Annotated in this window: 15 protein-coding genes and 2 pseudogenes; 13 read left to right on the forward strand and 4 right to left on the reverse strand. The window is 57.9% G+C overall.

From position 1 onward, the window contains the following. Positions 1-178: 178 nt before the first annotated feature. Positions 179-1,021, reverse strand: a complete 843-nt coding sequence (gene cysQ / locus PCPL58_RS27480) for a 3'(2'),5'-bisphosphate nucleotidase CysQ (RefSeq protein ID WP_065350896.1) — start codon at positions 1,019-1,021, stop codon at positions 179-181. Continuing rightward, entirely contained in the window at positions 1,018-1,584 is a 567-nt protein-coding gene (gene nudE, locus PCPL58_RS27485; RefSeq protein WP_003372295.1) for an ADP compounds hydrolase NudE, read from the reverse strand. Before nudE ends, cysQ begins: the two co-directional genes overlap by 4 nt. Before the next feature lie 97 nt (positions 1,585-1,681). Between nudE and yrfG the strand changes: the two genes are divergently transcribed. The 5 genes from yrfG (at position 1,682) to PCPL58_RS27510 (ending at position 7,205) form a co-directional block, all read left to right on the forward strand. After that, positions 1,682-2,359: a GMP/IMP nucleotidase gene (gene yrfG, locus PCPL58_RS27490; protein ID WP_065350897.1), complete on the forward strand. Its 678-nt coding sequence runs from the start codon at positions 1,682-1,684 to the stop codon at positions 2,357-2,359. 41 nt (positions 2,360-2,400) lie between these two features. Next, positions 2,401-3,282 carry a LysR family transcriptional regulator gene (locus PCPL58_RS27495; protein ID WP_065350898.1) on the forward strand — a complete coding sequence of 294 codons (882 nt, stop codon included), beginning with the start codon at positions 2,401-2,403 and terminating at the stop codon, positions 3,280-3,282. A gap of 103 nt (positions 3,283-3,385) precedes the next feature. Next, a complete protein-coding gene (gene fdhD / locus PCPL58_RS27500) occupies positions 3,386-4,222 on the forward strand; it encodes a formate dehydrogenase accessory sulfurtransferase FdhD (protein ID WP_003372302.1) in 837 nt (278 codons plus the stop codon). Next, complete coding sequence (locus PCPL58_RS27505; protein WP_044310331.1) at positions 4,219-6,555, forward strand: FdhF/YdeP family oxidoreductase; 2,337 nt, start codon at positions 4,219-4,221, stop codon at positions 6,553-6,555. The genes fdhD and PCPL58_RS27505 overlap by 4 nt, the downstream gene beginning before the upstream one ends. Positions 6,556-6,764: 209 nt before the next feature. Further along, positions 6,765-7,205 (forward strand): glycine zipper domain-containing protein, encoded by a 441-nt coding sequence (locus tag PCPL58_RS27510; RefSeq protein ID WP_065350899.1) that lies wholly within the window; start codon positions 6,765-6,767, stop codon positions 7,203-7,205. Between the two features lie 133 nt (positions 7,206-7,338). Here the strand turns inward: PCPL58_RS27510 and PCPL58_RS27515 are convergent, their stop codons facing one another. Next, complete coding sequence (locus PCPL58_RS27515; protein WP_065350900.1) at positions 7,339-9,273, reverse strand: RecQ family ATP-dependent DNA helicase; 1,935 nt, start codon at positions 9,271-9,273, stop codon at positions 7,339-7,341. Between the two features lie 146 nt (positions 9,274-9,419). Between PCPL58_RS27515 and PCPL58_RS27520 the strand changes: the two genes are divergently transcribed. Beyond that, positions 9,420-10,241 carry a hypothetical protein gene (locus PCPL58_RS27520; RefSeq protein ID WP_065350901.1) on the forward strand — a complete coding sequence of 274 codons (822 nt, stop codon included), beginning with the start codon at positions 9,420-9,422 and terminating at the stop codon, positions 10,239-10,241. Between the two features lie 636 nt (positions 10,242-10,877). Here PCPL58_RS27520 and PCPL58_RS27530 read toward each other — a convergent pair. Further along, a pseudogene (locus tag PCPL58_RS27530) lies at positions 10,878-11,303 on the reverse strand (M48 family metallopeptidase); the annotation flags it as partial. Here PCPL58_RS27530 and tssM point away from each other — a divergent pair. From tssM to PCPL58_RS27565, 7 genes and pseudogenes are all read left to right on the forward strand, one after another. Beyond that, a pseudogene (gene tssM / locus PCPL58_RS27535) lies at positions 11,297-13,639 on the forward strand (type VI secretion system membrane subunit TssM); the annotation flags it as partial. The pseudogenes PCPL58_RS27530 and tssM sit on opposite strands and share 7 nt — an antisense overlap. 146 nt (positions 13,640-13,785) lie before the next feature. Next, entirely contained in the window at positions 13,786-14,304 is a 519-nt protein-coding gene (locus PCPL58_RS27540; protein WP_005730234.1) for an Hcp family type VI secretion system effector, read from the forward strand. A gap of 104 nt (positions 14,305-14,408) precedes the next feature. Continuing rightward, positions 14,409-15,497, forward strand: coding sequence for a type VI secretion system protein TssA (gene tssA, locus PCPL58_RS27545; protein ID WP_010439132.1), 1,089 nt, complete (start codon positions 14,409-14,411; stop codon positions 15,495-15,497). 33 nt (positions 15,498-15,530) lie between these two features. After that, positions 15,531-15,785 carry a PAAR domain-containing protein gene (locus tag PCPL58_RS27550; RefSeq protein WP_005730232.1) on the forward strand — a complete coding sequence of 85 codons (255 nt, stop codon included), beginning with the start codon at positions 15,531-15,533 and terminating at the stop codon, positions 15,783-15,785. A gap of 10 nt (positions 15,786-15,795) precedes the next feature. Next, positions 15,796-16,953, forward strand: coding sequence for a hypothetical protein (locus tag PCPL58_RS27555; protein WP_065350902.1), 1,158 nt, complete (start codon positions 15,796-15,798; stop codon positions 16,951-16,953). After that, entirely contained in the window at positions 16,950-17,942 is a 993-nt protein-coding gene (locus tag PCPL58_RS27560) for a DUF2515 family protein (protein ID WP_065350903.1), read from the forward strand. The genes PCPL58_RS27555 and PCPL58_RS27560 overlap by 4 nt, the downstream gene beginning before the upstream one ends. Continuing rightward, the gene (locus tag PCPL58_RS27565; protein WP_083188511.1) at positions 17,926-18,792 is read left to right on the forward strand and encodes a hypothetical protein; all 867 of its coding nucleotides are present in this window, start codon (positions 17,926-17,928) and stop codon (positions 18,790-18,792) included. The genes PCPL58_RS27560 and PCPL58_RS27565 overlap by 17 nt, the downstream gene beginning before the upstream one ends. The last annotated feature ends 5 nt before the right edge of the window (positions 18,793-18,797 follow it).

The following is an 18,797-nucleotide window of genomic DNA, read 5'->3' on the forward strand; positions in this document are numbered from 1 at the left end:
CACCGGTGAGGCTGCACGCATTGGATGCACTGTACGCAGACCTGTGGGAGCGAGCTTGCTCGCGAAGAGGCCGGTGCAATCTATGAAAATTCATCGCTTGAACCATCGCCTTCGCGAGCAAGCGAAGCGTCGCCCGGCTCGCTCCCACGCCCGCCGGGCAGAGGCCTTGAAGCCGGACTCAGGACTGCGCCAGCACCAGCAGTTTGTCGCGCCATTCGGCGTTGGCGGGCAGGGCCAGGAAGAATGGGTTGAGCAGCGATTCACGCGCCGGGTAGCTGAATGGCTGGCCGTCCAGTTGCAACACTTCGCCTCCCGCACCTTCAAGCACGCCCTGCGCCGCAGCGGTGTCCCATTGCGAGGTCGGAGCCAGGCGTGGGTAGCAGTCGGCGGCGCCTTCGGCCAGCAGGCAGAATTTCAATGAGCTGCCGATGTTGGTCAGTTGCAAATGGCCCAGCCCGTTCGACAGGCCGGCGAGCAAATGCTCCTGCTCCGGGCTGGAGTGGCGGCGGCTGGCGACCACGGTAAAGGTCTGCCCTTCGCCAGGCTGTGTGCGCACTGCGATCGGCTGGATGTGACCGACGCCATCGCTGCGCCAGGCACCCAGCCCGGCACCGCCGAAGTAGCAGCGGTTATTGGTGGGCATCGAGACCACGCCGAATACCACGCGGCCATGCTCGATCAGCGCGACATTGACGGTGAACTCTTCACTGCCGGAGATGAACTCCTTGGTGCCGTCCAGCGGATCGACCAGCCACCAGCGCTCCCAGCTTGCCCGCTCGCTGAGGGGGATGTCAGCGTCCTCTTCGGAGAGCACATGAATGTCCGGATCAAGCGCCTGCAGACCCTCGACCAACACCTGATGGGCGGCCAGGTCAGCGGCGGTCACCGGCGAATCGTCGGTCTTGGTGGTCACGGTGACGTTGGCGCGCCAGAACGGCAGGATCACTTCGCCCGCCAGTCGCGTCAGTTCGATCACCGGCGCGAGCAGCGGATGTGGCAGGTTGTGCAACGAATCGGTCATGGCTGAAATAATCCACGCTGGGTCAGCAGGTCACGTGTGAGGTACAGCGCGGCCAGCGCCCGGCCTTCGCTGAACTGGGCATTCTGGGCAAGGCTCGACAGCTCGCGCAGGTTGATCCGGTCAACCCGGATCGGCTCGGGCTCGTCACCTTCCAGGCGCTCTTCGTACAGGTCGGTGGCCAGCACCACCTGAATTTTCTGACTCATGTAGCCGGGGGACAGCGACAGCTCGGTCAACAGTTCCAGCTCACGCGCACCGAAACCGGCCTCCTCCTTGAGTTCACGGTTGGCAGCCGCCAGCACGTCTTCGCCCGGCTCGATCAGGCCCTTGGGCAGGGACAGCTCGTAGGCATCGGTGCCGCCGCAATATTCTTCGATCAGCACAGCGTGATCGGCATCGAGCATGGCCACGATCATCACCGCCCCGGGGCCCGTGCCTTTGCTGGCCAGACGCTCATAGGTCCGCTCGACGCCATTGGCAAAGCGCAATTGCAGCTCTTCAACGCGGAACAGACGACTACTGGCGACGATTGCGCGGGCAAGTACGGTAGGTTTCTGACGCATGACAGGCTCCTTTACATGAACGAGGTACTATACCGAGCTTTTCCCGATGTCTGTGTCGGATATGCTTACCCGCTATCACCCCCCTGACGAGGCCAGAATGCTTTCCATGCCCTGGAGCGAAATCGATACCGTCCTGCTGGATATGGACGGCACGTTGCTCGACCTGCATTACGACGAACACTTCTGGATGCAGCACCTGCCGCAGCGCTACGCCGAACTGCACGGCGTCAGTTTCGCCATGGCCTGGCTGGAATTGAAACCGCTGTTCGAAAACAACGCGGGCACGCTCAACTGGTACTGCCTGGATTTCTGGAGCGCCGAGCTTAACCTGTCGGTCCGCGACCTGAAACGCGAAATCGCCCACATGATTGCGCTGCGCCCAGACGCCGAGACCTTTCTCGTGGCCCTGCAAAAGGCCGGCAAGCGAGTGATCATGATCACCAATGCGCACCGTGATTCGTTGTCGCTGAAGATGGAGCGAATCGAGCTGGCGCCTTATTTCGAACGCCTGATCAGCTCTCACGATTACGGCTTTCCCAAGGAAAGCCAGCATTTCTGGGACGCTCTGAAGGCCGAAACAGCCTTCGACCCGGCACGCAGTCTGTTTATCGACGACACCCTGCCGATCCTGCGCAGCGCTCGACACTTCGGTGTAGCCCATTTGCTGGCCGTCAGCCAACCCAACAGCCAAAAAGGCCCGAAAGACACCGAAGAGTTCGCCGCAGTGGACGACTATCGGGAGTTGATCAAGGGCGTGCTCGATCATTCAGCCTGAGCGCGTAGAATCGGCTGTCTGGACGGCTCATCGGAGTGAACATGGACATCAAGCAACTTAAATTTCTGATCGCCCTCGACGAGACGAGGCACTTCGGCCAGGCGGCTGCGCGCTGCAACATCACCCAGCCGACGCTGTCGATGCGCCTGCGCAATCTGGAAGAAGAGCTTGGCTTGCCACTGGTCAATCGCGGCCAACGCTTCGAAGGTTTTACCGCACCAGGCGAACGCGTATTGGCCTGGGCACGCACGGTACTGGCTGCCTACGACGGTCTGCAGGCTGAAGCGGCAGCCTGCCGCGGTCATCTGGTCGGGACGTTGCGCCTGGGCGTGGTGCCGCTGTCGAGCTTCGATCCGCTGCCATTGCTGCACCGGCTGCACCAGCTGCACCCCAATCTGCGCTTCGAGCTGTCGTCACTCAGCTCCGAGCAAGTGCTGGAGCAACTGGCAAGCAATCGTATCGATCTGGGCGTCTCGTACCTGGAACGTCTGGACAATGAGCGTTTCGATTCGCTGACCCTGGACGACACGCGCATGGGCCTGCTGTACGACCGTCGGCACTTCACGTTTGGCGACGATCCCTTGAGCTGGGCCGATCTGGTCGAGCTGCCACTGGGCATGCTGACCAGCGGCATGCATTTTCGGCAGTCGATCGATCACAACTTCCATAGCCGCGGCCTGCAACCCAATCCGCTGATACAAACCGATGCCGTTCATCAGTTGCTGCAAGCCGTACATGGCGGTTTTTGCTGCGCGATCATGCCGCTGGATGGCGGTCTGGAAACGCTCACCGAACATTTGCGCCTGCATCCGATTGCCGACTCCCGGACTTTGGCCCGGCTGGGGCTGATCATGCGCCGCAGTGCGCCACGTTCGGCACTGGCTGAAGCCTGCTTTGCACTGGTAGCAGAAATACTGCGCTAGAGCGTTGATCGACGTCATCTATCGGGACATCAGCACTAGCGATTAGACGATTTCCAAGAACGGGCCTAGTCTTGCAGATGTCATTCTGCCGGTATTTCAGCCCATGCCCGTTACGCGCAAGGTCAGCTCGGCGTCTTTTGCTACGCCAGCCCCCGAAGCAAGCCAGTCTTACAGCTACTCGAATCTCGAGGGCACGGACTCTGCACGTAACGAACTTGCTGAAGAAGTGGCGCTGGCGATTGCCTACAACGGCATCAGCCAGGCGGTCATGCTGGTCAGCCCTACTGATCTGGAAGACTTTATCGTCGGCTTCAGCCTGGGCAGCGGCATCATTGCCTCGCATGACGAAATCTACGACTTCAAAATCAGTGGTTGCGGCTCGGCGATGCAGGCCGAGGTCGAGATCGCCAGCCGCGCGTTCTGGGAACTCAAGCAGCAGCGTCGGCAACTGGCTGGCACCAGCGGTTGCGGACTGTGTGGCGTTGAAGCCGTCGAGCAGGCACTGCCTGACCTGAAGGCGCTGCCCGGCGCGCCCCTGCCCCCGATCGAATGGCTGGAAGGCCTGCGTCAGCGCATCGGTGAGTTCCAGCCGCTCGGCCGCCATTGCGGCGCCGTACATGCGGCGGTGTTCATGGACGGTAACGGCCAGCTGTTGCTGGGACGTGAAGACATCGGCCGCCACAACGCGCTGGACAAGCTGATCGGCGCATTGATCCGTCAGGACATCCCCTTGGCAGGCGGCGTCGCCATCGTGACCAGCCGCTGCAGCCTGGAACTGATTCAGAAAGTATTGCGCGCCGGCATCCAGACCCTGGTCAGCCTGTCTTCGCCCACCGGCCTGGCCCTGCAATGGGCCCGCCGTCACAACCTCAATCTAATTCACCTGCCGCAGAAAAGTGCGCCGCGGGTCTATAGCCCTGCGATGGAGATTCAAGCGTGAGCACTCATCATCAAGCCGACAAGACACCAACCCCCCGCTACAAGCCGTACAAAGGTGCGGCAGGCGGCTGGGGCGCACTGATCAGCGTGACGCAACACTGGCTGGGCAGTGACAACGCGCTGAAGAACCTGCGCATGATGCTCAAGACCAACCAGAACGGCGGTTTCGACTGCCCGGGCTGTGCGTGGGGTGATTCGCCGGAAAGCGGCATGGTCAAGTTCTGCGAGAACGGCGCCAAGGCGGTGAACTGGGAAGCGACCAAGCGTCGTGTCGACCCGGCCTTCTTCGCCCGCTACAGCGTCAGCTCGTTGATGGAGCAGAGCGATTACTGGCTCGAGTATCAGGGCCGCCTGACCGAGCCGATGAGCTATGACGCGGAAACCGACCGTTACAAGCCGATCAGCTGGGACAACGCGTTTGCGCTGATCGCCAAGCACCTGAAGAACCTGCCCAGCCCGAACATGGCCGAGTTCTACACCTCCGGCCGCGCCAGCAACGAAGCAGCGTACCTGTATCAGCTGTTCGTGCGCGCTTATGGCACCAACAACTTCCCTGACTGCTCGAACATGTGCCACGAGGCCAGTGGCGTAGCGCTGTCGCAAAGCGTCGGCGTCGGCAAGGGCACCGTGACGTTCGAGGATTTCGAACACGCCGATGCCATCTTCGTCCTCGGCCAGAACCCCGGCACCAACCACCCGCGCATGCTCGAGCCATTGCGTGAAGCGGTACAGCGCGGCGCACAGGTGGTGTGCGTGAACCCGCTCAAAGAGCGTGGCCTGGAGCGTTTCCAGCATCCGCAACACCCGGTCGAAATGCTCACCAACGGCGACCGCCCGACCAACACCGCCTACTTCCGCCCTGCCCTGGGTGGCGACATGGCGCTGTTGCGCGGCATGGCCAAGTTCCTGCTGCAATGGGAGCGCGAGGCGCAGGCCAACAACGCACCTTCGGTGTTCGACCACGCGTTCCTCAACGAACACACCGAAGGCGTGCTCGAATACCTGGCCGCCATCGATGACACGTCCTGGGACGCCATCGTCGAGCAATCCGGTCTGCCGCTGAGCGACATCGAACAGTCGGCACGCATGTACGCCAAGGGCAAGAACGTAATCATGTGCTGGGCGATGGGGATTACCCAGCACCGTCACTCGGTGCCGACCATCCAGGAAATCGCCAACCTGATGCTGCTGCGCGGCAACATCGGCCGTCCGGGTGCCGGCCTGTGCCCGGTGCGCGGTCACAGTAACGTGCAGGGTGACCGCACCATGGGCATCAACGAGCGCCCACCGGTGTTCCTGCTCGATGCCCTGGAAAAACGCTTCCAGTTCAAAGTACCCCGCGAAAATGGTCACAACGTCGTCGAAGCCATTCACGCCATGGCCGAAGGTCGCGCCAAGGTGTTCATCGCGCTGGGCGGCAACTTCGCTCAGGCCACCCCGGACAGCCATCGCACTGCCGAAGCCCTCAGCAATTGCGACCTGACCGTACAGATCAGCACCAAGCTGAACCGCAGCCACCTGTTCCACGGCAAGGACGCGTTGATCCTGCCGTGCTTCGGCCGTACCGACATCGACATCCAGGCCAACGGCCCACAAGCCGTCACCGTGGAAGATTCGTTCAGCATGGTTCACGCTTCCAACGGCCAGTTGAAGCCGTCCTCGAAGCAAATGCGTTCCGAGCCTGCGATCATCGCCGGTATCGCCAACGCTACGCTGGGCAAGGCGCCTGTGGACTGGTTGTGGCTGGTCGAGGACTACAACCGTATTCGCGACCTGATCGCCGACACCATCCCCGGCTTCAAGGATTTCAACGAGCGCGTCAAGCACCCGGGCGGCTTCTACCTGGGTAACGCTGCTGGCGCACGTCGCTGGAACACTGCGTCGACCCGCGCCAACTTCAAGTCCAATGCGCTGCCGCTGACTCTGATCAATGAACACGTCAGTTCAACCGGGCAGATCCCGGACCTGATCATGCAGTCGATGCGCTCGCACGATCAGTACAACACCACCATCTATGGCCTGGACGACCGCTATCGCGGCGTCAAAGGTCAGCGTGACGTGCTGTTCGTCAACGAAGCCGACATCATCCGTCTGGGCTTCCAGCCGGGGCAGAAGGCGGACCTGATTTCGATCTGGAGCGATAACCGCGAGCGCCGCGTCAAAGGCTTCACGTTGCTGCCATTCGATATTCCGGCCGGTCAGGCTGCCGCCTACTACCCAGAGGTCAACCCGCTGGTGCCGCTGGAAAGCGTGGGCGATGGCAGCAGCACGCCGACCTCGAAGTTCGTTGCCATCCGCCTCGAGCGCTCTGCAGAGTCGGCACGCATCCTCTAACGTCCCTGAAAGACGCCCACAAAAAAGGCCCGTTTCTCTGGAAACGGGCCTTTCGCAAGTAACCTCAGACTCTCATTTCTGACTTAAGTTCCTTAGCCAAAACAATAACTTAGCAGTTTGTGTGGCAATCGTGTTACTCGTCGGAATTGCATTGCTACATTCTTCACTTGACACCAAGATCGCGCCGTCATCCCTATGAGATTCCATACATGAAGTATTCCTCGATACTGTTGTTGTCTCTTACCTTGATCAGCGGTGCGGCGTCTGCAGGCAACCTTGAGTCAGGCGTAGGCGGAGCATTGGGTGGGGTACTCGGTTCGGTCGTCGGTCAGCAGATCGGCGGCAGCACTGGTTCAGCAATTGGCGCGGGTGTCGGCGGCGCAGCCGGTGGCGCTGTAGGCGCAGACCGTCGCAACCGCACAGAAGCAGCCATTGGCGGCGGTCTGGGCGCTGCGGGCGGTAACGTGCTGGGTCGCAGCGTCGGCGGCAACACCGGCAGCCTGGTCGGCTCGGCGGTAGGTGGCGGCGGCGGTGCTGCACTCGGCAACTACATGGGCAACGAAAGCCGCAGCGATGATCGTCGTTATCGTAGTGGCCGTGATCATGGCCATCGCCCGAAGCACCACGGCCATCGCCGTCATCGTGACTGATACCACCGTCAGTCGCTGAAGCACAAAAACCGGCCGCCCTTGAGCGGCCGGTTTTCATTTTGCCTGTCGCAATGCAGGTTCAGGACTGGATGCAGAGCATCGCCCCTTTGGTCAGATCACTTTGTACGTGTAGTCAGTTGCCAGCCATGGCCTGCACCCACGTCCTGACCTGTGCGTACGGATAGTCCTCCAGCACCGCAAACCCGGTGGTGGCGCGGGCTTTGAGCTTGGTGAACAGCGGCACGCTGATGCCACACAGAAAACGCGTCAGGCAGTCAGCGCTGGGCCGCTGGCCGGTATAGTCCTGGTGTGTGTGGATAAACTCGCTGCACAGGTGCTGAAAGTCCCGATTCGCCAGGGGCTCCAACGCGGGTGGTTCGGGCAGGTGGGCGGCTTCGCCAAGGCAGACCGAGCAATGCCCGCAGCGCTCCGGCGCATTGTGATCACCGAAGTACCGCGCCAGCCGATGGGTCAGGCACTGGTCACTGGCGAACACGTCCAGCATGGTGTGAATGCGCGCAACTTCAGTGGCTTCGTGATGAGCGAAATAATCGTGCAATTCGATGCTCAAGGCCTGTGCATCAAAGTCGCTGCGTAACAGGCTGTAAACCTCGGTCATCTGTTTGCTTTCAAGCTCGATCCAGCCTTTTTCCTGAAAGTAATCCAGCGCCTTGACCACCCGCCCGCGCTCGGCGCCGTATTGCTGGTACATCGCCTCGAAATCGACGGTGGCCCAGGTCCTTGCGCGGTGTGAAGTGTCGATCAGGGCTTGAACGAAGTCGCGTCGCTCCCCTTCGAAACGCGACATCAGGTCTTGCGGCTGAAGCAGAAACTTGAAGCGGTACTCGGCAAAATACGCGTAGCGCGGCGCAATGATCCCGCGCAGTTCCAGTTGCACCAGCAGGGTCTTCAGCGGCAATTGACGAATATTGCTGAGGTCGGCGAGCGGCCCGAGCAGAAATTCCCACTGCCCGTCATGACGCGCCCCAAGCAGATCCTCCAGCACACGAGCAATCCCCTCGCGCTCCGGCGTATCGCCGTACACGAAGTTCTCCAGCACGTTGAGACTGTCGCGGTTGGCCAGCACCAGACAATCCGAAGCAGCACCATCACGCCCGGCCCGACCGATTTCCTGGCTGTAGTTCTCGATGGATTTGGGCAGGTCGAAATGCACCACGTTGCGAATGTCGCTCTTGTCGATGCCCATCCCGAACGCGATGGTCGCCACGATGCAGTTCAGATGGCCGCCCATGAACTGCTTCTGGATCGACTCGCGCTGATCATTGGGCAGCCCGGCATGGTAGGCGCTGGCGGGCAGGCCATGCTGTTCCAAGTGAGCGGCGATGTGTTCGGCTGTCTTTTGCAGGGTCACGTAAACGATGGTCGGCTGCCCGCGACGCTCGTGGAGCCACTCCACCAGCAGGCGTCTTTTGTCACGGCCACTGACCGGCTTGACCCACAGGTGCAGGTTGGCGCGGTAGAAACCGGTGGTGATGACATCCTCGGGGGCGATGGCGAATTTGTCCTGCATGTCGATGATGACTTGCGGGGTCGCCGTGGCGGTCAGCAGCAATGTCTGAGGGATGTTGAATTCGCGCTGGTAGTCCGGCAGCTTCAGGTAGTCGGGGCGGAAGTTATGCCCCCACTCCGAGATGCAGTGCGCTTCGTCGACCACCAGCAAGGAAATCGGTACTTGAGCGATGAAATTGCGGAAACGCTCGTTCTTGAGGCGCTCGACCGAGATCATCAGAATCTTCAGCTCGCCGGAGCGTGAGCGCGCCATCACATCAGCGATCTCGTCGCGGCTCTGCGCCGAATCAATGCTCGCCGCCGAGATACCGTGGCGGTGCAGGAAGGCAAGCTGATCCTGAATCAGCGCCAGCAACGGCGACACCACCAGCGTCAAATGCGGCAACATCAGGGCAGGCAATTGGTAACATAGCGACTTGCCCGAACCTGTCGGAAAGATCGCCGCAGCCGAGCGTCCGGCCAGTACCGCACTGATGGCAGCCTCCTGCCCCGGCCGGAACTGTGTGTGGCCGAATACCTGTTCGAGACGCTGGTGCATTCGCGGTCCATCCATCAGTCAAAAAACGGCCTCAACCTTAACGCGCCAAGCGTGATGCACATAGCACCAAAGCGTTGCAGAAACTCTACCCACCGGCCGATATCATTGTAATATCACCACCGAACATCGCTTGATCAGGAGCAGGAATGGATTCCCTACAGCAACCCGAGGACGACGGGATCATCCGCATTCAGCGCCTCGTGCCCGGTCAGGTCGATGTGGTGTTGGGCTCGCATCCACGCCGCAAGCGCGTCGATACGCCTCGCCGCTCACGCCCTTATGGCCTGTGGCTGGCGTGCCTTATTGCTGCAGCCTGCGTCGCCGGACTGATCACCTCACATGCGAGAGGTCCCAAAGCGCTGGCAGTACCGCCTGTTGTGCAGTCCGTACCTGAACCCGAGACAGTCGAGGCCGAGACGCAATCCGTAGCCGCAGCCGATCCTGCGCCCGCGCAGATTCGAAAAACCGCAGAGCTTGTGCCGATCGCGGCCACTGTGGCGCCGCCCGCCCCCGTGCAGCCCTTGGATGACTGCATGAAAAACGGCAACGTCATCGATGAGGCGGTGGCGAACTGTCGATTCGGCCAGGTTCCTCGCCCCGCTCAGGCAGAATCGGCAACAGGCATGGTGTCTGCCGACTACATGGCCGATTTCAAGGCCAATGCTTCACGCAACTCCACGCGTTCGTCCAAGCCTTACAGCGTAGCGACGGCCTCCATCCGCGAAGCGGACGGCAGAAACCGCTACCGCGCGCAGTGGCGGATTTACGGCAACACGATCGATGGCGACAGCGTCTGCGAAAACTTCGCTATTCGTTCATTCGAACGGCGCGAGTGTCGCAAGGCGGCAGCGGTCAACTTCAGAGAACAGTGCCAAGAGTGGACCAAACGCGCGGCAAGAAACCGCGACGAGGACAGTAAAAACGCCCAGCAGCGCTATTGTGAGGTGACCACGAATTTCTCACCTTGAAAACAGGGCTGCGCGCTTCTGGCACAGCAGTTTCAGCGGTGTTTTCTACTTTCCCGCTGCATGGCCGAGCATCTGAGAATCCGTAAAAACGGACACATGTATAGCCAAAGGCTTACACGCAATGAAGCGAATGGCTATTTTGCACCTACCGTCAGAGCCGTAAGATTGGATCCAACAACTGGCGAACAAGGAGTTCGCCAGGATCAGGGACGATCGACCATCGCCGGGAAGGCAGCCGACAGGGAGTTGGAATGGTCTTGGTACAAACCCGCTTCGGCGGGTTTTTTATTGCCTGCGATTTTTGCCTCCAGCGGTCAAACCACCTCAAGATTTTCCTGACGCCAGATTTCCTGCTCTTCAAAGGCCCGTCCGAAGCTGAGCCCATGAGGTATAGCGAAAGGCTTACACGCGCTGGAGGAACTTGGCTATTTCCGACCCGGCTCGCGCTCCGTAGTATTGGATCCATCAAGGGGTGAACAGGAGTTCACCCGGATCAAGGATGATCGACCATCGCCTCGGAGGCGTCCGACAGGAAGTCGGGATGGTCTTGGAAAAACCCGCTTCGGCGGGTTTTTTGTTGCCTGCAGAAAAGCTTTGCGCCATACGCCGCCCCGCTCACAGCCAACCGCTTAACGCTTACCGCTTACCCTGCTCGAAGCGCTCTTGCAGCAAGTGTCGTGCAGTACCCGCATTGACGTAATCCGCAATCAACTCACCAAGCTCATCTGGCTTGAGCTTTTTGCCGTCCCGGCTGAACCGCGCCAGCGCCAGAAGTACCCGGCGTTTTTTCCTGAACACTTTTGCGTTCGGCGCAGAAAACGAACGTGAGACTCGCTCGGGTAAAGGCGCATCGTCTTGCAGATGCAGGGTCAGAAACGTGCCATAGGCCACATTCAGCTCAAAATCAGCGATGTGCTGGATTGGGACGGGGGACTTCAGGTTTGCGAAGACAAAGTGATCGGGCGTGAGCAGCAGAGCGGTCTTGTCAGCACGCAGACACATGCGCAGCGCAAATGGCAGCAGCGTCAGCATGAACGCCGCCAAGATGCCGCCCGCTATCGGCTGGTTATGTCCTTTTCATGGGACGAAGCCACGCACCGCGCCAAGACCTTGAAGCGCTTCTACGTGATGACGCCGATCAGGCCGTGTTGAATTCCAGCCCGCAGGATCGCGAGGAAGTCAGCCTGCTACGCGAGCGCCTGCTGCAAAGCATCGAGCGCCTGCAGGGCAATTCAGGGAAGAAAGCATCCAGTAAAGACGCACTCTATGCGTTGCCTTGGTACTTGGTAATCGGCCAGCCCGCGTCCGGCAAAAGCACCATGCTGTATCAGTCCGGATTGAATTTTCCCTATGCGGAGCGAGAAGGCGCACGCGTCGCAGGACTTGGCGGCACCCGCAACTGTGACTGGTTTTTCAGTTCTGAAGCAGTGTTACTGGACACTGCCGGCCGCTATATGGATAACCAGGAAGAGGCTGGCAAATGGCGTGCGTTTTTAAGTCTGCTTCGACAACACAGGCAACGGCGCCCGCTTAACGGCCTGATCGTCGCAGTGAGTGTAGAGGATGTTCTGAAGTCAACGCCCGACAGCCTCGAGCGTCTTGCCAAGCGCCTGCGCGAACGCATTCAGGAAGCGCATGATCTGCTTGAGCTGCGCCTGCCTATCTATCTGGTGTTCACCAAATGCGACCTGATACCAGGCTTCACTCACTTCTATCGCCAGCTCGATAACCAGACTCGTGGCGAAGTAATGGGCAAGACATTTGCTCACGAAGGTTTCAGGCAGTCCGATTGGGGCAAGCGCTTCACCGCGGCAATGGGCGAATTGGTAGACCATTGGCAGCAAATTGCCGATCAGCAATTGGTGCAACAGGACATTCAGCTGACCAGACAGGACCCGGCGGCGTATCGCTTCCCTCTGGAACTGACAGCGCTCAAACCATTGCTTGAGACTTTTGTTACCGACTTGCTCAGAGCGAACCCGTATCAGAGTGCCGAGCTGCTCCGCGGCTTCTATTTCACCAGTGCACTCGACGCTGATAAAGCTACGCAGGGATTGTATGCACAGCATGTCACCGAGCGCTTTGCGCTGGCTGACTCGTCAGCCGAACTGCCGGTTACCGGGCAGACGCAGCCGATGTTTATCAATAGCCTTTTTCAGAAGGTCATTATCCCTGATCAACATCTTGTGGCGCTGTACACCAGCAATCGCAGCGAAACCCGGCGCAAAGGTATATGGATCGGCACAGCCGCATTGGCAGGCTTGCTGCTTTGTGTAGGCTGGGGCGTTTCGTACAGCAATAACAAAGCAGCCATCCAGGCAATTTCCGGCGGGCTGGCCGTAGCACAGCAAAAAGACGAACACACCAGCGGCCAATACACCCAATGGCAGACTCTGGATCAACTGCGGCAGACTTCAGCAGATCTTTATACTCGTCACCACGGTGGCGGCGTACCGCTGAGCATGCGTCTGGGGTTGTACAAGGGTTATGACGTGGAGCCCTATGTACGTCAGCGCTATTTCGCACGTCTTGAAAGCGTAATGCTCAAACCGACTGCCGATAACCTGACCCGCTCGTTGTACCTGTTGAGCAGTATCAAGATATACCAGCGCAACGCGCCGACGCTTACAACCGTGACAGGAATCGACAGCGTCGAGCCGCGCGCGCTCCCTGTGGATAACCGCGCGCAGTCAGTTGCGACCTTTGGCAAGACCACGCTGGACACCTACTTGATGCTGTCTAAGGCGCAACGTGAGCAAGCCGATCCTGCGGTATTAAAGGCTCGCATTCCTGATTATTGGTATCCGGCGATCTACAAGCAGGTTCAACGCGATACAAACGTGTCAGCTCAAGCTGCTGGCGAGGTCGATGACTATCAGTTTGCCGGGCGTCAGATAGCATTCTATAGCGATCAGATCCGTGAACTTGACGTGCCACGCATTCTCAACAATGCATTCTTGATCTCCAGCTCGCGCAATTACATAAATAGCCTGCTCTCACAGTCGTTGCGCGCTATCGAAACCATCACGCTGGAGTCCGACACCCTGTTTGCGTTTGGCCGCGCGGACTTTCAAAGCCTTGAGCTTGCCGGGCAACGCCAGTTGAGCGCCATCGCCGGGAAACTGCTGAACACACCGAACGTGGGCAAGATCGTGATCACTGGCCACGCAGACCAGATTGGCGATGCGCAGAGCAACCTGCAGGTATCCAGACAGCGCGCGCAAACCATCAAAACCTACCTGGTAGGTAAAGGCTTGCCGAGCGAACTGGTCGACGCGGTCGGTGAAGGCAGCAATAAACCACTGGTGCATTGCGACATGCAGATGCCGCGCGCCGAGCTCATCCACTGCCTCGAGCCCAACAGACGAGTCGAAATCGAGGTGCGTGCGCTTAACTGAGCCGCCCCCGAGGTAAAACGATCGCCATGTGTGTGCCTGCTTCGGCATGCATGGCTTTAGAACGGCCCAGCCATTACGTGGCAGGGTCAAACACAGGGCGATCCAACTTGTGGATCAATGAAAGCCCTTTTAAGGAGAAATGAAAAATGGCATTTGACGCATTCCTCAAAATTGACGGCATCCCGGGTGAAAGTCTGGACGACAAGTTCAAGGACTGGATCGAAATCCTGAGCTACACGCACGGCGCTACACAGGCGACTTCGGCGACTGCCAGTTCGTCTGGAGGCGCTTCTTCCGAGCGCGTTAACCTGAGCGACTTCACGGTTATCAAGTATGTCGACAAGGCTTCTCCCAAAGCCTTCGAGTCATGCTGCAAAGGCCAGCACATCAAGGAAGTTGTCCTCAACCTTAACCGTGCCGGCGGCGACAAGCTGACCTACATGACCATCACGCTGGAAGAAGTGGTCATCTCTTCTGTCACCTTCCTGGGCAACATGCCTGTGGCTGGCGAAACCAAGGCGGAGAGCGATCTGCCATTGGAAGAGATCAAGTTCAACTTCTCTCGCATCAAAATCGCCTATACCCAGCAGAAGCGTTCTGATGGCGCAGGCGGCGGTAAGGTTGCAGGCGGCTGGGACCGCTCGTTGAACAAGGTCTACTCCTGAGTAAGGCCTAGGGCGACTGACGTTGTTCGGCCGCTCAACCGAGGGTCCCGCGCCTGTATGGGCGCGGAGGCCTTCTCTTTTCACCTTTGAATGCAGAGCCGTCCATGTCTGACATCCTCGAAGACCTTTCGCTGGCCACATTGCGTACTCCCATTCAGGGTGGCGCGGGCGAAGACCTGAGTTTTTCCAGCCTGTTCGATCAGATCAAGGAGGCACGCCGCGCCGATGTCGACTATCTGACTCAGGGCGACTGGCAAACCGATCTGAAACAGGCCGACTGGGAGCAGGTTGTGCAACTGGCCAGCGCCGGGATTGCAGAACAGAGTAAAGACTTGATGCTGGTCGCATGGCTAGGTGAAGGTCTGGCGCACAAATATCATTTCCGCGGTATCCGTTTCGCGCTGGCAGTGGCTCAAGCCATGCTGGAAGATTTCTGGGACACCCTGTTCCCTTCTCTGGAAGACGGCACCGAAGAGCGTTCTGCTCGCTTGGGGTGGTTGAATACAACCTTGGCCGAAGTGGTCCGTACGCTACCGATTACCCAGGGACAGGGCTACAGCCTGTTCAAATATGATGAATCTCGACAAGTTGAAAACCTGGCTCGACAGAACTCGTCGGCAATGAACCAGGCTCTCGAAGAAGGCAAGATCAACGCTGAATTGTTCCAGCGCTCGGTCGTGCTTACCGATACCGATCACCTGAACCGTAAATACGCGGAGATGAGTGAGTGCCTGGTTGCCTGCAAACAATTGCAGTCGACCATCGACAGCGTCTTTGAGCGCGACGTACCCAGCTTCCTCGCACTCAATGACGTACTTACCCACGCCCGGCAGTTGGTTGAGCGATTGCTCAAGGACCGGGGTGTCGAGGTGGCAGCACCCGCTAACCAACCAAAAGATGAAGCTGAAGTCGAACCAGTCAGCGAGCGGCCTGTAACTCGAGTCGACAACCCGGCAGCCAGCGCGCCCATGCGCACCGTGCCACTGACCCGGGACGAAGCGTTTGCCCTGCTGCAAGGCGTAGCACAATTTTTCAAGCAGACCGAACCCCATAGTCCGGTGCCCTATCTGGTAGAGCGCGCCATCAAATGGGGCAATATGCCGCTGGAAAGCTGGCTGAGCGACGTGATCAAGGACGGTAGCGTCGTCGATGGCATTCGCGATCTGCTGGGCACTCTGCCGCAGCGCGATTAAAAGCTCTGACAGCCAACCACAAGGAGTATCAACATGCGCCCGATCATTCTGCTGAACGATCCGACCGACAGGGCCGGGGTTGTTGTCGAAGGATCTCCGACCACTCTGGTCAATGGTCGACTGGTGGCCAGAGTCGGCGATAAAGTCATGTGCCCGCATGGGGTCTGTGCAATCGCGACAGGTGACACGTCAACGTTGGTAGATGGCCGGCCGGTTGCCCGCCATGGCGACAAGACTGCGTGTGGCTCCAGTCTCATCGCCACCAACAGTGACTGTGGCATATTTTAAGGACGACAGCATGTTGAAGCCCTATGGCCAAGGTCATCGCTCTTTATGGGATGTCATTGGTGAGCGACGCGAACAGGAACAACGTCAGGCTACTCCGGCACGTCAGCCAGCAGACTATGACCTCACACGCGTCAAAATTGACAACGCCTGGCTGTGGCTGCCGAACCTCGAACCTGCTCAAGCTGCGTCAGGGACATGGCTTGGAGCCGTTAACGGAGATTTTGAACACGATCCCAGATTGGTCAGTCCATCGGGCCACCGTTATAACCTGCGTCGCATTCGCCTGCCCCAGCACAAACCGGAAATCGATACGTTGCCACGTACGCTTCAACTGCTTGAGGCCATGCTCGCACAATGGGCTGATTTCGCAGCCAGCGTCGATTGGGAAAACACGAAGGTAGTACTGTTTGCGCCGTCGGGCATCGCCCCATCAGCATGGGAGAATCATGCTTTGCCGATCTGGCCGTTTGATTACCTCCCCGGCGAGGGCTTCGACACTCCTTCGCTGAACTTTGATGAATGGTTGCCCTGGGCGCTTCAAAACGATACGGAAGCGTCTTGCCTGCTGTGCGTCAGCATAGACACCTGGGCAACAAAAGACCGGGCTGGCGCTCTGCCCAGCGACGCCATGGTCGGTGAAAGCATCTCGATCGTGCACCTGCGGCGTGTAGACCACGCCAACCCCGACGAGGAAAATACCTGGCAACTCTATCCAGCCATGACCCGCGAACACTCTCCGCGTGCATCGCAGCCAAGGCAAAGCAGCGCCGATCTGCAACAGCTGGCAGAGGCCCTTTGCGAGCAGAGGGGTATTCAACCGAACGACATCCAGGCACTCGTCATCGACGGTCATCTTCATGACAGACGTCTAGAGCAGCTCTCTCATTACGCAAGTACCCAACTGCCAAACCTGGTGGTAGCGGAGCATGTCGCTGGGCAGGCATTACTGGCAGGCGAGCGAGGAAGGAGCGCGACTCAACTAACGTCACTCGCACTTGCTTTTCACGCAGGCAGGGCGAGGCAGGGATCGGTGCTGATATTTGATAGACACGCCTCTACTCAGACTCAAGCCTGGTTGCTGAGTACCGGCAAGACGATTGCGCAAGCTGGCGATGAGGTAGCCGAACACCGCGGGTTTGAACACGACGGACAGAGCAAAGACTCATGAAGGAAAATTTTGATTTCAATCCAAAATCCTGCTCGATCAATGATCTGAATCCGGGCTGTGTCGAAATGTGGACACTTGGCCAGCAAATGGCTATCAGGCGCTTGTGCGTGAAGACCCGCGCCGAATACAAGCAACCGGCCAGGTATGAACTGCTCAAGGACTTCAGTACGCGGGCTGCGCGGATCGCAGGCAATTACGCACGTATTTACCTGGAGCAAGAGCACAACGGCCAGCCCGAACAAAAAGGACGGTTTTACTGGACAGGGTTAGCGGCGTTTGCAAGCAAACAGGTCATGTGTGCATTGGATTATTCCAGTAACACAAAGATGCGCTATTTGCCACCCGCCGTACCGCCCTTGGAGATTACCAAGATATTTTTGGGCAAGGGAAACTTCTGGTTATTCCAGGACATCTTCGTCTGGCACTGGTTTTATATTAATTATCCACAGCAGTTCAATGAGTGCATAAAGACTCGGGACTTCAGTACGTATGACCCACGATTCAAGCAAAGCTTTGCGCAACTGCCATGGATTGATGATGCACTGCCCAAAATAAACAACCTGAAGGTAACTGATTATCTGGTAAGCGGCTTCAAGTTGATATCGGCTGTAGAGAAGGAGCCGGCAGGTACACTGCGTGAAAAATACAAATTTCAGTCCCTCCTGGCAATTGCCAAACATGAACAACTGATGATATTGCAACCGTTGATATACGAGGATAAAAGCTTCAGGGCACTGTTGTACATGCAAACGTGGGTTGAGGGGTACGGGGATGTTCCGCGCCGACTGGCGTCCCTGAGTGTTGAATGCGATACAGGCGACCCGGAGCAGGATGTCATCATGTCCGATGGCGAGCTGTACGACGCCGAGGACAGAATGATCTTTATTACAACAATTGCCTCTACGTATCATCGGAGAATGCAAAGAAAAAATGTTGAGATGGAAAAGGCAATTATGACGATAGGGACGTGGAATGAACGCACTACTTAAATATATGATAGCGGCTTTCATACTGCTGACCGGTTGTGAGGATTCGGATATGAATACAAAAAATCGTGAGATCGAACTCTCTCTTGGAGTATCAATTGATACTGTCTTGGCTTCAACATCTGTAAAACTGCGAAAAGACTGCGATGATACGATGTGTCTCTACCAATTTATAGTGCCGTCAAAATCCTCTGAACTGATCACTGTAAAGGTACGCTCAGCATCCACCATATTAGCGATTGAGAACGTTAGTTCAACCACTATCGTCACCAATCCCCTAGGGCTTATTACAGATATAGACGTGTATGTAGCAGGAGTATCAACCCATGCGAAACATGAAGACGCAATGGCGTACTTTTATCAACAAGTACAGAATCTAGACGCTGCGGGATGGCAGCGTTACATTTTCCCTAATGAAGCGAGAATACCCGGTACAGAAGCCGGCAAATTTACCAACTTAAATGAAGTGTTAGGTAAAAATGTTGGTACAGGTCCCTGGATGGACCCAAATCTCAAGCTTACGAAGCAGGTATGGGTCTCATTGCCTATGATCAACACGTGGATGTTCTACAGCGGTCACGAGTATCTTGATCTGATGGTACAGCGCGAGAACAGCAAAGACGACCCGCAGAACCGTGGATCTTACTTGTTTACATGGACGTTCAAATCAGAAAGTGAGTTCTACGCCGAATTCGTGAGAGGCGAAGATCGCGCACGCTGGAGAGAACTTCTGCCTGCCGAATTAACCCGAATGGGGAAAGAGCGGCAGAAGACAGAGGCGCAACTGAAAAAAATGGGCATAAAGATCGATGAAAACTATAAAGATGCCAAACCTCCCGTAGAAGCGGGTTAAACCAA

The organism is Pseudomonas cerasi, assembly GCF_900074915.1.
GTDB lineage: Bacteria > Pseudomonadota > Gammaproteobacteria > Pseudomonadales > Pseudomonadaceae > Aquipseudomonas > Aquipseudomonas cerasi.